Consider the following 14,452-nt stretch of genomic DNA (forward strand, 5'->3'; position numbering starts at 1 on the left):
TCAACAGCGGGAGTTCGGGGCTATCCGCCCTACCTACAACCAAGATGGGCTGTTTTCCCGTAAGATCCCGATCTTGTCATGACCTCAAAGATCGGGGGATCTGGGATGTTGACCCGTAGGGACACGTTCAGGCTGATCACGGGCACCGCGGTGGCCGGAGTCGCCGCCACGCAGGCTCATCCGGGATTCGCCGCCACCACGTCAGGCCAGACGACCGCCCCCGTATGGACGGTCACCGGGAAGAGCACCTCGGGGCTGGCGTCCTTCGACAGCACCCTGAAAAGTTTCATGCAGGCACGTGCCATCCCGCACGCGTCCCTGGCCGTGGTGCGCAAGGGCAAGCTGATGCTGGCCCGTGGCTACAACTGGACCGCGGACACCACGTTCCAGGCGGGCCCCACCTCGCTGTTCCGCGTCGCCAGCCTCAGCAAGCCGGTCACCGCGACCGCGGTGACGAAGCTCGTCCAGGACGGGAAACTGAGCCTGTCCGCCCGGGTGGCGCCACTGCTCGGCCTGAGCACCGCCGCCGACGCCCGGCTCGGCGCCGTCACCGTGCTCCACCTGCTGCAGCACCTGGGCGGCTGGGACAGCGCGATCTCCTCGGACCCGATGTTCCAGGACCGGGCCGTCGCGAAGCTGCTCGGGATGTCCCTGCCCGTGAGCCAGGCCAACGTCATCGAGTGGTCGAGCAGGCGCCCGCTCGACCACGCCCCCGGAACGAGGTACGCCTACTCGAACTACGGCTACCTGCTGCTTGAGAAGATCATCGAAAAGGTCAGCGGCCTGTCGTACGCCGACTATGTACAGTAGAAGGTCCTCGGCGCCGTCAAGATCAAGCGGATGGCGCTCGGCAGATCCGCGAAGAGCCAGAGGCGGTCGACGGAGGCTCCGTACTTCTCCGGGAAGACCGGGGCGACGGTGCTCGACACCTCCGGCACCGTGGTGCCCGCCCCTTACGGGAGCTTCAACATCGAGAACATGGCCGCGCACGGCGGCTGGCTCTCCTCCGCCGTCGACCTGGCGAAGTTCAGCACGATCTTCGACGGCGCGGGACCGCTCACCGCGGCGTCCATCACCAGGACGTTCGCCAAGCCGTCCATCGGGGTCAACGCGGACGGCTGGTACTACGGTCTGGGCTGGCAGGTGCGCCCGGTCACCGGCGGCATGAACACCTGGCACACCGGGTCGCTGCCCGGCACCTCGACCCTCATGGTCCGCAGGTACGACGGGCTGAGCTGGGTGGTGCTGTTCGACCAGCGTGACGACCCCTCGGGCCTCGGCTACGGCGACATCGACTCCCTGCTGCACAAGGCCGCGAACGCGGTCACCACCTGGCCGACCACCAACCTGTTCTCCACCTACGGCCTCTGAGCCCTGTGCCGCCTCCCCGGGCGAGCCCGTATCCCAGGGAGGCGGCCCGCACCATGACGACCGCATGGTGTTCTGTGGATCTTCCCGTCCGTCGCGAGGCGTCCTTCGGTCGCGTCACCGGCCCGCCCGGTCGTACGCCTAGTCCGGCAGGCGCCTGTTCCGTCCGCGCCGCCGGGAGAACCGCCACCCGGTGAAGGTGAGGCCGGCGCCCGTCACGGCCACCCCCGCGTAGATCCAGATCGGGATCGGCTGGCCGCCGCTGCCGGAGGCGTCCGGTGCAGGAGTGGCGACGGCAGTCGAGGGCGGGGTCGCCGGGGGTGGGGTCGCCGTACCGAGAGCGGTGACGAGTTCCGCGGCGAGCGACTCCCCGCTCGGCAGGTCGTCCCCGGCACGCAACGCGGCATCACCCGGGCTGACCAGCAGGTTACCGGCACAGAGCGAGGTGTTCAGTGCCACCCCCGGATCGACCGTGAGCAGGCCCGACTGGCCGGCGGCGGCGAACACCAGGTACCGCGACCCGGTGACGAAGTTGTATCCGCACGCGGCGCTGTCGGCGTTGGTGGCCACCTCGAACTCGGCGCTCGCCTTCCCCTTGTAGATCTGGTCGGCCCGGAAGGTGTAGACGACCGGCGGTGGGGGACCGAGCGGGTCTCCTTCGACCCGGCGAGCGGCCACCACCGTCCCGGTGAAGACGGTCGCCGCCCCCTTCACCTGCTCGGCCGGTTCGAGGAGAGCGCAGGAGCAGGCGCATGCCGTACCGGGAGCGATCACGAGGATCCCGGTCAGCAGAAGCAGAACGACGAGTAGCCGATGTCTCATGCCCTCATGACGTACCCCTCCCCGCGATGGTTCGCCATGGGGTCATGTTTGGAAATTTCCGTGCTTCTGGGGAGACAGACCCGGCATCATGACGAAATGTCTTCTGACTCCCGGACCTCGCGTGACGTGAACGACCTGCGGCGGCTCCCGTACGACGCGGTGCTGTGCGATTTCGACGGAGTGCTACGCCTGCACGACGGTGCCGAGCGGGCGCGGCTGGAGAATATCTGAGGACGACCTCGACCTACTCGGCCTGCGCTACGCCTTCGACGCCGTGGTCAGCAGCGCCCGGGTCGGGGTGGCGAAGCCCGATCGGCGGATCTACGAGATCGCCGCCGAACACGCCGGTGTGCCGATGGACCGATGCCTGTTCACCGACGACCGGCTGGAGAACGTCGAGGCCGCTCGGAAACTGGGGATGACGGCCGTGCACTTCCGGAGCCCCGACGATCTCCATGAGGCTCTTGCCCCGCTGCTCGACGGCGGCCACGGGCCGGTCTCCCCGTCGTAGTCGAGCGCCGCTACGGCTGCGTCAGCGCCTCGGTGGGCGACAGGCGGGAGGCGCGGATCGCCGGGTAAAGGCCGGCCAGCACGCCGATGACCAGCGTGGCGCCCATCCCGCCGAGCACCGCCCACGCCGGGATCACCACGGGCCACGACACCGAGGTGACGTATCCCGCCGTGACCGCCACGCCCAGCAGCGCGCCCGCGATCCCGCCCAGCGCCGACAGCAGCAGCGACTCGGCGAGGAACTGGGTGCGGATCTGCCCCTTGGTCGCCCCCAGGGAGCGGCGCAGGCCGATCTCGCCGCGCCGTTCCAGCACCGAGATGACCATGGTGTTGGCCACCCCGACCCCGCCGACCAGCAGCGCCACCCCGCCCACGCCGAGCAGCAGCCCGGTGAAGGCCGCGTCGGCGGCCTGCTTGGCGGCCAGCGCGTCGGAGGGACGCGACACGTCGACCTCGTTGGGGGCCTCCGGATTGGCGGTGGCGCCGAGCACCTGAGCCACCGCCTCCACCTCCGCGTCCCGCGAGCGGGTGTAGACGACGGTCGGGCGGCCGTCGAAGCCCAGCCTGGACTCGGCCACCGGCCAGCCGACCAGTGCCGCGGTGTCCAGTTCGGGCGCCAGCGGCGCCGGGGCCAGGATGCCGACAACGGTGAACCACACCCCGCCGACCATTACCTGGGTGTCGGGCCCCGCGTGGCCGATCCCGAGGCGTTGCGCGGTGACCGCGCCCAGCACCGTCGCCGGATAGGAGGCGGTGGCGGCGTTGAGCCAGGTACCGCTACGGATCTCGGCCCCGACGGTGGCGGGCAGTTCGGTCCGCGTGGCGTAGGTCGCGATCCCGTTCGTCTCCGCCTTGGGGATCTTTCCGGTGCGGTAGACGTCGGCGTCGGCCACCCGCCCGATGGCCGAGACCGACTCCACCGGAGCGATCCTGCCCACCATCGCCTCGGCTTCGGCCGGCAGCCTGGCCTGCTCGCCGGTCATCGTCGTGCCGGGCGAGACGGTCAGCAGGTTGGTGCCCAGCTCGGACAGGGTGCGGTCCAGATCGGCACGCGAGGAGGACGAGATGCCGACCACGGCGACCATCGCGGAGATGCCGATGGCGATCCCCAGCGCGGACAGGAACGCCCGCATCGGCCGGGTGCGCAGACCCACCACGCCCACCTTGAGCACATCACGCGGCCACATCCTGGCCGGTCGCAGCGCCGGTCGCGGTGCCGGTCGCGGTGCCGGTCGCAACATCTCGGCGGTCATCGACCCACCTCCGAGACCGCGGCCTCGGGCCGCGCGCTGTCGAAGGTCACGCGGCCGTCGCGCATCCGCACCCGGCGGGGCAGTGACTCGGCGATCTCCCGGTCGTGCGTGATGATCACCACGGTGGTGCCTCCCGCGTGCAGGCCGCGCATCAGCTCCATCACCCCGGCCCCCGAGGCGGAGTCGAGGTTGCCGGTCGGCTCGTCGGCCAGCAGGAGCGGGGGGTCGCCCGCCACCGCCCGCGCCACCGCGACGCGCTGGCGCTCGCCGCCGGACAGCTCGTGCGGCTCATGGTCCATCCGGTGGCCCAGCCCGACCCGCTCCAGCGCCGCCGCCGCCCTGCGCCGCCGCTCGCCCGGCCGCAGGCCGGAGTAGAGCAGCCCGTCGGCCACGTTGTCCAGCGCCGTGACGCGCGCGGCGAGGTGGAACTGCTGGAAGACGAAGCCGATCCGGGTGGCCCGCAGCGCCGACAACCCGGCGTCACCGAGCCTGCCCACCTCGTAGCCGTCGATGCGCACGCTGCCCGTGGTGGGTCGGTCCAGGGTGCCGAGCACGTTGAGCATGGTGGACTTGCCCGAGCCCGAGGGGCCCACGATGGCGACGAGCTCGCCGGCGCCGATGTCCAGTGAGACGCCGGCCAGCGCGGTGACGCCGCCGGGATAGACCTTCGTCACATCGCTCAGCGAGATCACTTCGGCATCCCCACGACGACTCCCTCGGTGATCCCGTCACCGGAGATCTCCACCCGGCCGGCCGCGAACAGGCCCGTCGTGACCGGGACGTAGGAGGACGTCGAACCGTTGACGATCTCGACGCCGAAGCCGCCCTCCCGCAGCGCCAGCAGCGCGGCGACCGGGACGGTCAGCACGTCCTTGCGCCTGCCCGCGGTGAAGGTGACATCGACCGAGGCCATGGCGTAGGCGGCGGCCGCCTTCTGCGCCTTCCCACCGCGCAGCTCGACGACCACCTCCACGCTGGTCGTGGGGCTCTGGCCCTGGCCGCCCGGCTTGATCACGGTGGACACCTCCTTGACGCGGCCGCCGATGGTGGTGTCGTCGGGGAGCGTGACGGTGACCTTGCCGCCCTTTTTGGCCAGTCGCTGCTCAGAGGCGTCGAGTTCGACGGTGACGGCCTTGGCCGTGCCGGAGTAGGTCAGCACCTTGCGTCCCGGGCCCGTCGGGTCGCCCTCTCCCGCCTGGAGGCTGTCGACGCGGATCGCTCCGGGGGCGAACATCACCCGGCCGAGTTCGACCTCGCCGCTCTCCTCCAGCCCCCGGCCCTCCTGCCACTGCCTGACGGCCTCGGCGGTGGAGTAGGTGTACTCGTCGTCGACCGTGAAGCCGGTGTAGCCCAGCGCCTTCAGATTCCTCTCCAGTTGCTTGACGTCGGGGCCCTCGTCGCCGATCCGCATCGTCCGGTAGGCGGGCAGCGTGCCGTACATCAGCACGACCGGCCTGTCGTCCACCTGGTACAGCGCTCGGCCGCGGGTGACACGGTCGCCGGTGCCCGGCAGGTGGGTGAGGGTGCCGGGCAGCCGGTTGGTGGCGGTGCTGGTGGTGCCGTAGCCGAGCGCGCCGTCGGCGGTGTGCGTGTCGGTGAGCGTCTGCCTGGTCACCGGGACGGTCTTGGGCGGCAGCCGGGTGGCGGGGGCGTCGGCCGCGGTGCCGTCGCCCATGCCCAGCACGCCGGCGGCGGCCGCGCCGCCCACGGCCATGGCGACGATCGCCAGGACGATCTTTCCACCGCGGCGCGCGCGGCGTCGTGGGCGGGTCTCCTCGGTGGTCACTGCGGGCCGCCGGCCGTCATGATGTCCTGGCACTTCTGCTGGGCGGCGGGGAAGTCGGGGTCCTCACCGATCTCGGGGGTGATCATGATGCCGCGCTGGCCCGGCTTGGGATCGGGGAAGCTCTCCAGGCCGTTCTCGCGCATGCAGGCCGCGTAGGCGCGGCCTCGCTCCTCCGCCTTGGGGTCGGCGGCCCCGGACCTGTCGCCCTGCGGGTTGAACTCCTGACATGCCTGCATGGCCTTGTCCACCGTGGACCTGTCGACGCCGCTGTTCTTGTCGAACTTGAGCTGGATGCGGCCACCCTCCGGGTCCTCCATGGGCACGCCGTTCTCCCGCATGCACTGGGCGAACCTCACGCCCTTCTCCTCCTGGCTCAGGGTCGGGGCGGCGCTGCCGCCCGCCTGCTTGGCCCCGCCGTCGGCCGAGGCCACCGTGCCGGTTTCGGGCGCGGCACCGCATCCGGTCACGGTCAGGGCCAGTAGCAGTGCCGCCAGCGCATGGTGCGTCCGCAGTCGCATGGTGTCGTCTCCTCTGGTCGCGGCCGGAGCGTTTCCGGCCCTTCGGGAGGTGATGCAAGCGGGTGCGGTGTTTCCCCGGCGTTTCCAGGAACGATCGCTAACGTGGAGGAAACACCGGGGCGGCCACCATGGAGGCATGCGAGTTCTGGTGGTGGAGGACGAGCCGTTGCTCGCCGAGGCGATCGCGGAGTGGCTGCGCGAGGAGACCCACGCGGTCGACGTCGCCCTCGACGGAGCGGCGGCGCTGGAGCGGGCGGGCGTCAACGACTACGACGTGGTCGTGCTGGACAGGGACCTGCCGGCCGTACACGGCGACGAGGTCTGCCGGGAACTGGTCGAGGCGGGGACCGGCGCGCGGGTGCTGATGCTGACCGCGGCCGCCGAGATCACCGACCGGGTCGAGGGCCTGTCGCTGGGCGCCGACGACTATCTCAGCAAGCCGTTCGCCTTCCCCGAACTGGCCGCCCGCGTGCTGGCGCTCGGGCGCCGGTGCCGCCCCGCCACGCCGCCGGTGCTGCGCCGCGCGGGCATCACCCTGGACCCCGCACGCCGCGAGGTGTTCCGCGACAGCCGCTACGTGCCGCTGGCCAAGAAGGAGTTCGCCGTGCTGGCCGAGCTGCTGCGCGCCGACGGCGCAGTGGTTCCCGCCGAGTACCTGCTGGAGAAGGCGTGGGACGAGTACGCCGACCCGTTCACCGGTGCCGTCAGGCTCACCATCCTCAAGCTGCGCCGCAAGCTCGCCGACCCCCCGGTCATCGAGACCGTCACCGGAGTGGGGTATCGCATCCCGTGAGGTCCCGGACACTGCTGCCGCGCCGCATCACGCTGCGGGCCCGGCTGACCCTGATCTACGGCGGGCTGTTCCTGGTGGCCGGGATCGTGCTGCTCGGCGCCACCTACACACTCTTCAGCCAGCAGCTCACCTCCAGGACGAAGGTCATCACCATCGGACGCTCGACGCCCACCGCCGACGTCATGTACGGCCCGCCGTCGGCCACCCGGCTCGACGCGGAGCAGACGGAGCAGTGGATGAAGCAGCAGCAGAGCACCCTGCACGAGGCCGCCACCACCTCGATGCTCACCCTGGGCGGCATCGCGCTGGTGGTCGTCGGCGGTGCCGCGGCGGGTTTCGGCTGGCTGGTCACCGGCCGGGTCCTGGCACCCCTGCACCAGGTGACCGAGACCGCCAGGCGGATCGCCGCGGCCCCCGCCGCCGACCGGGGACTGCACGAGCGGATCGCCCTGCGCGGGCCCGACGACGAGGTCAAGGATCTGGCCGACACCTTCGACGTCATGGTCGAGCGGCTGGACCGCTCCTTCGACGGGCAGCGGCGCTTCGTCGCCAACGCCTCCCACGAGCTGCGCACCCCGCTCACCCTGGGCCGGGCGCTGGTCGAGCTGGCCATGCACCGCAAGTCGGCCTCCGAGGACGTCAAGCAGCTTGGCGAGAACCTGCTGGAGATCAACACCAGGCACGAGCGGCTCATCGTCGGGCTGCTGCTGCTGGCCGGATCGGAGAACGAGATCACCGAGCGGCTTCCCGTCGATCTGGCCGACGTGCTCAGCCATGTCGTGGCGCAGTGCGCGCCCGAGGCCGGGCAGGCCGGGATCGAGATCACCGAGCACGCGGGGGAGGCGCTCACGCTGGGGGATGCCCTGCTGCTTGAGCGGATGGTGCACAACCTGGTGGAGAACGGAGTGCGGCACAACGCCAAGGAGGGCGGTTGGGTGCGGGCGACCAGCCGTGTCAGAGCCGACGGCAGGGCCGAGGTCGAGGTGAGCAACAGCGGGCCGACGGTGCCGCCGTACGAGCTTCCCGCGCTGTTCGAGCCGTTCCGGCGACTGGGCGCCGAGCGCATGGTCACCGCCAAGGGGGCGGGGCTGGGCCTGTCCATCGTGCGCTCGGTGGCCCGCGCGCACGGGGGTGAGGTCGCCGCCCGCCCGCGGGCCGGCGGCGGCCTGGTGGTGACCGTCACCCTGCCGGGCGGTGGCGAGCCTGGCTGATTCTCCGTGTGCCTTGACGTCCTCCCCGGTCTGAAGGCCGAAGCACTGGCCCGCATTCCGGTAGCGGGAGCGTCACCGGGCGAGCGCCGTTTCCTCGGGTGCCGGGATCCGGGCCGGCGTGCGACTCACCGGCCACCCCTCGGCGCGCGCGAGTTCCGCGTATCGGACGGCGTTGCGCACCGCGGCGCCGCCCGGATCGTTGTTGAAGTACACATGGACATCGCAGCGCTCACCCCATTCCCGGCCCAGGCGGCGCAGCCAGGAACGGAGCGCGCCGTCGCCGTACGCGGGCCAGGGGTGTGCCCGGCCCTCGTGGAAGCGCAGGTAGGCCCAGTCGGTGGTCCGCCACAGGGGTGTCTGCGGGCGGCCGAGCCGGTCGGCCCAGCACAGGGCCGCACCGTGGGCTGACAGTGCCTCGCGGACGGAATCGCTCCACCATGACACGTGCCGGAACTCGACGGCGACCCGCACATGGGCGGGAAAGCAGCGAAGGCACGCGGCGAGCCTGCCGGGATCGGCCGGCAACGTCGGCGGAAGCTGCAGGAGGATCGGCCCGAGCTTGGCTCCCAACCCCTCGGCCGCCGCCAGCAGGCGCTCGACGGGCTCCTCGGGATCCTTCAGCCGTCTGACATGGGTGAGGAAGCGGCTCGCCTTGATCGCCATGACGAACGTGTCCGGGGTGCGGTCCCGCCACTTCTCGAACGTCTCGCGCGCCGGCAGCCGGTAGAAGGTGTTGTTGTTCTCGGTCGTCTCGAAGCACTCGGCATACCGCTCCAGCCACAGCCGCTGGGGCAGGCCGGGCGGGTAGAGCCCCCCGCGCCAGTCGGCATACTGCCAGCCAGACGTCCCCACCAGCATCATGACAGCTCAGCCCCGTCGATTCCGGCCCTCCACCAGCAGAACCTGCCCGCCACCGCGGCCCCCACACGGGCCGCCGCCCACCTTCCCTTCCGTAGGCTTGCTCGACCCGCGCCACAAGTTCCCCCGATCCGCTCATGACACGGAGGTCTCGTCGATCTGCACGAACGTCTTCGAGGCCAGGAACGGCTTGATGTGCTCGGTGACCACCGCGACGTGCGCGGGATGGGAACCGTACGCCCTCCAGGAGTCCTGGGAGTCGAAGGTCATCGTGACCATCAGGTGCGCGTTGCCGGAGGTCAGACCGGCGTCGGTGGAGACCTTCGCGCTCAGCAGCCCGGGGATCCGGCCGGGCAGCGCGCTCAGCGCCTCAACGATGGCGGTCCGGTGCGCGGCGGTGGCCTCGCCGGTGAGGGTCAGCATCCCGACGTGCAAGAACATGACGGCTTCCTTGGGGGTGGGTGATGAGATCAGAGGCGCTCCGGCGGAGATCCACCGCCTGCGTGGCTCCCTTCCGGAGCGCCGGTCTGCGTGGATGTGGCGAGCGCGGCGAGGAGTTCGGCCTCCGCGAGTTGCTCGGGCAGGCCGAGCAGGTCGGTGAAGCGTGACCACTCCGTACCGGTCCGGTCGGACCTGCCGGTGCTCCGGATGGCCTGGTAGGTCTGGGCCGCGGCCTGCGCGGAGGCGAGGATCGGCGCGACGGGATAGATCAGCAGACCGACCCCGCACTCCTGGAGAATCCGGGTCGGCGGCAGTGCGGAATGATCACCCGCCTCACTGAGATTGATCATCAGTGGAGTGCCCGGGACGGCGGCGCGGATGGTGCGCAGCGACTCCTCGGTGTAGGCGCCCTCGACGAAGACGAGATCCGCACCGGCGGCGGCGTAGGCGCGCACCCGCGCGAGCGCGGATTCGAGGCCCTCCACGGCCAGCGCGTCCGTACGGGCGATGACCAGGGTGGAGCGCCGGCGGGTGACGGCCATCTCGATTTTGGCGACCATCTCCTCGATCGGGACGACCTGGCGGCCGCTCAGCTGCCCGCAGCGCTTCGGCGCGATCTGGTCCTCGAACTGGACCGCCGCGGCACCCGCGTGTTCGAGCCTGGTGACGGCCGCACCAACCTGCAGCACGCCGCCGTAGCCGGTGTCGCCGTCCACGATCAGCGGGAGGTCGCTGATCGAGGCCATCCGGCGTACCTGCTCCGCCATCTCGGCCAGGCCGAGGTAGCCGAGATCGGGCTGGCCGAGGGCGACCGCCGACACCGCGGAACCGGAGACGTACGCGGCCGCGAAGCCGGCCTTCTGCACCGCCCTGACCGTCACACCGTCGTAGGCGCCGGGCGCGAGAACCGGTCCGTGGCACAGCAGCTCGGAGAGCCGGCGGCCTGCGGGACGGTCCCCTTCGCGTACCGCGTGCAGTTCACGCGCGAGGCGGCCGAGGGTGATGCGCAACGAGGTGAACATCGCCGACCGGCGGAGATGCCGCCGTTTGTCGAGCAGGTCCCGGTCCATGGCGGACAGCGACTCGGCGCGCACCTCACGCTCGGCGTCGTCGTCCTCGCGCATCGAGTCGTAGTCCCGCTGCGCGGCGGCCTGTACGTGGTTGAGCGCGGCGTCCCGGCGCAGCTCGCTGTAGAGCCGGGTGACATGGTCGGCGTCGGTTCCGCCGAGCGCGGCGTCGATACAGAGCGCCGCGGCCCACGCGTCGTGGATGCCACTGTTCATGCCCATGCCGCCGAGCGGGTTGTTCACATGGGCGGCGTCACCGGCCAGCAGGATCCGCCCGACCGCGAACGTCGCGGCGGCCCGCATGTTGACCTTGTAGATCGAGGCGTGCGGAATGTCGTACGGCTCCGGCCTGGCCGCGATCCGCTGCAACCGGTCCTGCGTCGCCGCCGCGGACAGAGCGTGCTCGTCGCTCTCCGCGTCCCGCACCGGGAACAGCGCGCGCCAGTGGCCGGGGGTGCGCAGCAGCACACCCCACTCCTGTGGATCCGAGATGTACGACACGTACGCCAGGTCCGGGAAGTCCGCGCGGAAGTCGTGGGTGGTCGACAGGACCAGGAAGCGCTCGTCGTAGGTGCGTCCCTCGAAGGAGATGCCCAGCGACCTGCGAATGCTGGACTGCGCGCCGTCCGCCGCGACCAGCCAGCGGGCGAGGATCGGGTGGTCGCGGTCGGTGTCCGGCAGGAAGATCCGGGCGTGCCGGTCGCCCTGCTCGACCCGCTGGACCGGGCTGGAGAACCGCAGGGTCACGTTCGGCATCGGCAGGAGCCTGTCGCGGATGATCCGGGTGAGGTTGTTCTGCTCGCTCTGCAGGCGGTACGGGTATCTCGTCTCATCGGCCAGCAGGGACATGTCCATCTCGGAGAGGACGGCGCCGGTCCGCTCCCGGTACTGGAAGACGGGCGCCTTGAGGCCGACCTCGTGCAGCTCGTCCACCACACCGAGCTGTTCGAGCAGTTCCAGGGAGGACGGGTGGAAGGTCGACGCCCGGGACTCCTCGGCGAGGTCGGGTCCGGCCTCCAGCACGAGCACCTGATGGCCGAGCTGGGCCAGTTTCAACGCGGCGACCATGCCGACCGGCCCCATACCGGCGACCACGACGGTGTTCATGTCGTTGGCGGACGAGCCCTGGGGGACCCGCTCGCCGACAACAGAGGAGCCGGTTATTTCCATAATGTGGTAACATCCTCACCATATTGTGGGATAAACCCTAATAAGCGGCCTGCAGATACGTCAATATGACGACCCACCGTCTCGCATGGTGAAAACAGGCCGCCTCAGCCCCGAGGAGAGTGCATGACAGAGGAGTCGGCGCACCGGGTCGCGGGCGCGGGTAGCGGCCGGAAGCTGCTCCAGACGTTGCTCTGCTTCACCGAGGCGCACCCGACCTGGACGGTGGCGGACCTGGCCGCGGAGCTCGGCCTCGCCACGACCTCCACCTATCGGTACGTCGCCCTGCTGAGGGAGGTCGGGCTGCTCGACCGCGCCTCCGGAAAGTCGTACCGGGTCACGGACCTGGCACTGAATCTGGGACGGGCCTGTGAGGCCGCGCGGGCGCCGCTCACCGAGGCCGCCCTGCCCGTCATCACCCGGGTACGCGATGAGATCGACGAGACGGTCCTGATCGCCCGTTCCGGGGGCGAGGCGGCCTACTGTGTCGAGCGCGCGGAGTCGCGCCGCCCGGTGCGGCTGCAGTTCGACAAGGGGCAGCCGATGCCGCTCCACGCCGGCTCGATGTCACGGATCCTGCTCGCCTCGATGAGCCGCGCCGAGCGCGCCTCCGTCCTCGCCGGAGTACTACCCGGCCTGTCACCGGCCCGAGCCGCCCTCCTGTCGGACGAGGAACTGGACCGGACTCATCTGCACGGCTGGACCGAGAGCTTCGAGGAGGTGGACGAGGGCATCTGGGGCACCGCGGCCGCGATCACCTCTCATGGAGCCGTGGTCGCGTCGATCGGCACCGCAGCCCCGATGTTCCGAACGGATCAGGCACGTCGCGACCGCATGATCGAGGTCATTCGCGCCGCCGCGTCGGAGATCTCGCTGACGCTCTCCGCCGACTGAACCGCTCGCTCCCGCGGAGGGATTCCCACCCCTGATACGGATTCGACCCGAGGAAGGTAGGGCCATGTTCGCCCATATGTCAGCCTTGGGCTCCTTGTACGAGTTCAGCCGAGCGGCGTGGGAAATCGCCATGGCCGACCGGTGGGAGCGCGGTCCTTCAGGCCGTGGTCCGGCGCGCGATGAGCGTTTCGACACCGTCGAGCAGGAGGTCGAGGCCGAAGGTGAAGTCGTCGTCGCCGACCCATTCGGCGGCGTCTCCGAAGGCATTGGAGTGGATCGCGGCGAACAGCTCGGGATAACCCTCCGGGTCGATGACCTCGGCGAGGACCTCGCTGTACTCCGCCATTCCCGCGACTCCGGCGTCACCACCGACCTCCCGCTCGCTGCTCATCCCGTGCACGAACGTGGCCTCGCTGAGGGCGTACCCGCCGAGGGTGCTCGCGACGTTGACCCTCTCGCCCGCGTCCAACCCCGTGTCGGCGAGTGCGGCCAGCGCCCGGTCGAGCCAGCGTAGACTCCGCGGACCCATGGGCGGGGTGAGGCGGGCGACGAGCAGCATCCACGGCCTGGCGAGGAAGAAGTCACGGTTGGCGCGGGTCCATGTCACGAGGTAGTCCCGCCACGGCAGCCCGCCGAGTTCGGGGGGTTCGGGGACCGCGGCGTCGACCATGGCCGTCAGCAACTCCTCCTTGCTGCCGACATAGCGATACAGGGACATCGTCGCCACCCCCACGCGGGAGGCGACGCTGCTCATCCGGACGCCCGGCAACCCCTCGGTGTCGGCGATCTCGATCGCGGCGGCGATGATCCTGGCCGCGTCGAGGCTCGGTCGCGGCCCGTGGCGTGACACGGCCTCACGCCCCCACATCCGCGCCACGACGGGGGGCAGCACACGCTCCTCTGCCATGACGCCTCCGTTCCTCCTCGCCCGGTTGCCCGCTGCGAGTCGAATTCGATGATCCGTTGGTAACGTGACCCAAGTGTAGAACCACGCACTCTGTACAACATATGCTGTACCCCATACGTAGATTAGTCACGCAAGCGGACCCCGACATCGATCAACCTCCGCGGGCGTAGGGTTCAGCGCGACGGCGCCGCCCGCGACCCGCCGGCACAAGAACGATCACCACGGGCGGCGGCCTGCCCCGCTTGGGGCCCTGATGATCCGCCTCTGATCGCCCCGGAGCCGGAGCCGTTTCCCGAGTGGAAAGACGGGTGCCGTGCTAGCGTCACGCTCCGTGCTGGAGAACGTGTACGTGGGTAGTGCGGATGTGGATGCGGCCGATGACCGCGGTTGGCTGCTCGGACATTTCAAACCGACCGATGACGTCCGGCACAGCGGTGATGTCGAGATCAAGTGGGGCGTCCATCCGCGTGGCGACGAGCGTGCGCAATGGGTCACCGGCGAGAAGCGTACGGCGCTGCTCATGTTGATCAGTGGCCGTTTCCGGGTGGAACTGCCAGGACGTAGCGTGCTGTTGGCCAAGCGAGGTGACTACGTCGTGTGGGGTCATGGTGTCGATCACTCCTGGTACGCAGAGGAGGAATCGGTGGTGCTCACCGTCCGCTGGCCGTCCGTTCCGGGTTACGCGGTCCCTGACCGGGAAATCGGATAGCCGATCAGACCGGAGCGGCGTGGCCGACGGCGAACGGAGACGGCCACCCGCGCCGTGTTCACATCATTTCGAGAGGCTTTTCTCTCCAAGGTCAGAGACCGACGCCCCAAGGACGAAGTGGACTTCGCCAAGACGCTGCCGCTGCCGG

At 70.4% G+C, this 14,452-nt stretch carries 15 protein-coding genes and 1 pseudogene; 7 read left to right on the top strand and 9 right to left on the bottom strand.

Annotation, left to right across the window (positions count from 1 at the left end):
• Positions 1-105: 105 nt before the first annotated feature.
• A pseudogene (locus tag ABZU75_RS17690) lies at positions 106-1,371 on the top strand (serine hydrolase domain-containing protein).
• Between the two features lie 138 nt (positions 1,372-1,509).
• On the opposite strand, the gene ABZU75_RS17695 reads toward ABZU75_RS17690, so the two are convergent.
• On the bottom strand, positions 1,510-2,190 hold the full coding sequence (locus ABZU75_RS17695) for a hypothetical protein (protein WP_355555135.1): 681 nt from the start codon (positions 2,188-2,190) through the stop codon (positions 1,510-1,512).
• 96 nt (positions 2,191-2,286) lie between these two features.
• Between ABZU75_RS17695 and ABZU75_RS17700 the strand changes: the two genes are divergently transcribed.
• Both ABZU75_RS17700 and ABZU75_RS17705 read left to right on the top strand, forming a co-directional pair.
• Positions 2,287-2,421, top strand: coding sequence for a hypothetical protein (locus tag ABZU75_RS17700; protein ID WP_355555137.1), 135 nt, complete (start codon positions 2,287-2,289; stop codon positions 2,419-2,421).
• The gene (locus tag ABZU75_RS17705; protein WP_355555139.1) at positions 2,390-2,701 is read left to right on the top strand and encodes an HAD-IA family hydrolase; all 312 of its coding nucleotides are present in this window, start codon (positions 2,390-2,392) and stop codon (positions 2,699-2,701) included. The genes ABZU75_RS17700 and ABZU75_RS17705 overlap by 32 nt, the downstream gene beginning before the upstream one ends.
• Positions 2,702-2,711: 10 nt before the next feature.
• Here ABZU75_RS17705 and ABZU75_RS17710 read toward each other — a convergent pair whose 3' ends face one another.
• From ABZU75_RS17710 to ABZU75_RS17725, 4 genes are read right to left on the bottom strand one after another with little or no spacing between them, the layout of a single operon-like run.
• Complete coding sequence (locus tag ABZU75_RS17710) at positions 2,712-3,953, bottom strand: ABC transporter permease (protein WP_355555141.1); 1,242 nt, start codon at positions 3,951-3,953, stop codon at positions 2,712-2,714.
• Positions 3,950-4,645 (bottom strand): ABC transporter ATP-binding protein, encoded by a 696-nt coding sequence (locus ABZU75_RS17715; RefSeq protein ID WP_355555143.1) that lies wholly within the window; start codon positions 4,643-4,645, stop codon positions 3,950-3,952. The genes ABZU75_RS17710 and ABZU75_RS17715 overlap by 4 nt, the downstream gene beginning before the upstream one ends.
• On the bottom strand, positions 4,642-5,739 hold the full coding sequence (locus ABZU75_RS17720; RefSeq protein ID WP_355555145.1) for a peptidoglycan-binding domain-containing protein: 1,098 nt from the start codon (positions 5,737-5,739) through the stop codon (positions 4,642-4,644). The genes ABZU75_RS17715 and ABZU75_RS17720 overlap by 4 nt, the downstream gene beginning before the upstream one ends.
• On the bottom strand, positions 5,736-6,257 hold the full coding sequence (locus tag ABZU75_RS17725) for a hypothetical protein (RefSeq protein ID WP_355555147.1): 522 nt from the start codon (positions 6,255-6,257) through the stop codon (positions 5,736-5,738). The genes ABZU75_RS17720 and ABZU75_RS17725 overlap by 4 nt, the downstream gene beginning before the upstream one ends.
• A gap of 136 nt (positions 6,258-6,393) precedes the next feature.
• On the opposite strand from ABZU75_RS17725, the gene ABZU75_RS17730 reads away from it, so the two are divergent.
• On the top strand, positions 6,394-7,050 hold the full coding sequence (locus ABZU75_RS17730) for a response regulator transcription factor (RefSeq protein ID WP_350913772.1): 657 nt from the start codon (positions 6,394-6,396) through the stop codon (positions 7,048-7,050).
• A complete protein-coding gene (locus ABZU75_RS17735; RefSeq protein ID WP_355555150.1) occupies positions 7,047-8,261 on the top strand; it encodes a HAMP domain-containing sensor histidine kinase in 1,215 nt (404 codons plus the stop codon). Before ABZU75_RS17730 ends, ABZU75_RS17735 begins: the two co-directional genes overlap by 4 nt.
• 72 nt (positions 8,262-8,333) lie before the next feature.
• Here ABZU75_RS17735 and ABZU75_RS17740 read toward each other — a convergent pair whose 3' ends face one another.
• The 3 genes from ABZU75_RS17740 to ABZU75_RS17750 form a co-directional block, all read right to left on the bottom strand.
• Complete coding sequence (locus tag ABZU75_RS17740) at positions 8,334-9,119, bottom strand: DUF72 domain-containing protein (protein WP_355555209.1); 786 nt, start codon at positions 9,117-9,119, stop codon at positions 8,334-8,336.
• A gap of 135 nt (positions 9,120-9,254) precedes the next feature.
• On the bottom strand, positions 9,255-9,560 hold the full coding sequence (locus ABZU75_RS17745) for a Dabb family protein (protein WP_355555152.1): 306 nt from the start codon (positions 9,558-9,560) through the stop codon (positions 9,255-9,257).
• Between the two features lie 29 nt (positions 9,561-9,589).
• Entirely contained in the window at positions 9,590-11,797 is a 2,208-nt protein-coding gene (locus ABZU75_RS17750; RefSeq protein WP_355555154.1) for an FAD-dependent monooxygenase, read from the bottom strand.
• Between the two features lie 123 nt (positions 11,798-11,920).
• On the opposite strand from ABZU75_RS17750, the gene ABZU75_RS17755 reads away from it, so the two are divergent.
• Positions 11,921-12,688 (top strand): IclR family transcriptional regulator, encoded by a 768-nt coding sequence (locus ABZU75_RS17755; RefSeq protein ID WP_355555155.1) that lies wholly within the window; start codon positions 11,921-11,923, stop codon positions 12,686-12,688.
• 157 nt (positions 12,689-12,845) lie between these two features.
• On the opposite strand, the gene ABZU75_RS17760 is transcribed toward ABZU75_RS17755, so the two are convergent.
• Positions 12,846-13,595, bottom strand: a complete 750-nt coding sequence (locus ABZU75_RS17760) for a TetR/AcrR family transcriptional regulator C-terminal domain-containing protein (RefSeq protein WP_355555156.1) — start codon at positions 13,593-13,595, stop codon at positions 12,846-12,848.
• A gap of 331 nt (positions 13,596-13,926) precedes the next feature.
• Here ABZU75_RS17760 and ABZU75_RS17765 point away from each other — a divergent pair, with 331 nt between their 5' ends.
• A complete protein-coding gene (locus ABZU75_RS17765) occupies positions 13,927-14,304 on the top strand; it encodes a signal peptidase I (protein WP_350964975.1) in 378 nt (125 codons plus the stop codon).
• Positions 14,305-14,452: the final 148 nt, after the last annotated feature.

It is taken from the genome of Streptosporangium sp. NPDC005286 (genome assembly GCF_040607515.1).
Lineage (GTDB): Bacteria > Actinomycetota > Actinomycetes > Streptosporangiales > Streptosporangiaceae > Streptosporangium.

Coding starts and splice junctions, on each gene's coding strand:
- ABZU75_RS17755 (WP_355555155.1), top strand. CDS start 11,921: ATGACAGAGGAGTCGGCGCACCGGGTCGCGGGCGCGGGTAGCGGCCGG.
- ABZU75_RS17725 (WP_355555147.1), bottom strand. CDS start 6,257: ATGCGACTGCGGACGCACCATGCGCTGGCGGCACTGCTACTGGCCCTG.
- ABZU75_RS17750 (WP_355555154.1), bottom strand. CDS start 11,797: ATGGAAATAACCGGCTCCTCTGTTGTCGGCGAGCGGGTCCCCCAGGGC.
- ABZU75_RS17745 (WP_355555152.1), bottom strand. CDS start 9,560: ATGTTCTTGCACGTCGGGATGCTGACCCTCACCGGCGAGGCCACCGCC.
- ABZU75_RS17710 (WP_355555141.1), bottom strand. CDS start 3,953: ATGACCGCCGAGATGTTGCGACCGGCACCGCGACCGGCACCGCGACCG.
- ABZU75_RS17730 (WP_350913772.1), top strand. CDS start 6,394: ATGCGAGTTCTGGTGGTGGAGGACGAGCCGTTGCTCGCCGAGGCGATC.
- ABZU75_RS17695 (WP_355555135.1), bottom strand. CDS start 2,190: ATGAGACATCGGCTACTCGTCGTTCTGCTTCTGCTGACCGGGATCCTC.
- ABZU75_RS17760 (WP_355555156.1), bottom strand. CDS start 13,595: ATGGCAGAGGAGCGTGTGCTGCCCCCCGTCGTGGCGCGGATGTGGGGG.
- ABZU75_RS17700 (WP_355555137.1), top strand. CDS start 2,287: ATGTCTTCTGACTCCCGGACCTCGCGTGACGTGAACGACCTGCGGCGG.
- ABZU75_RS17740 (WP_355555209.1), bottom strand. CDS start 9,119: ATGCTGGTGGGGACGTCTGGCTGGCAGTATGCCGACTGGCGCGGGGGG.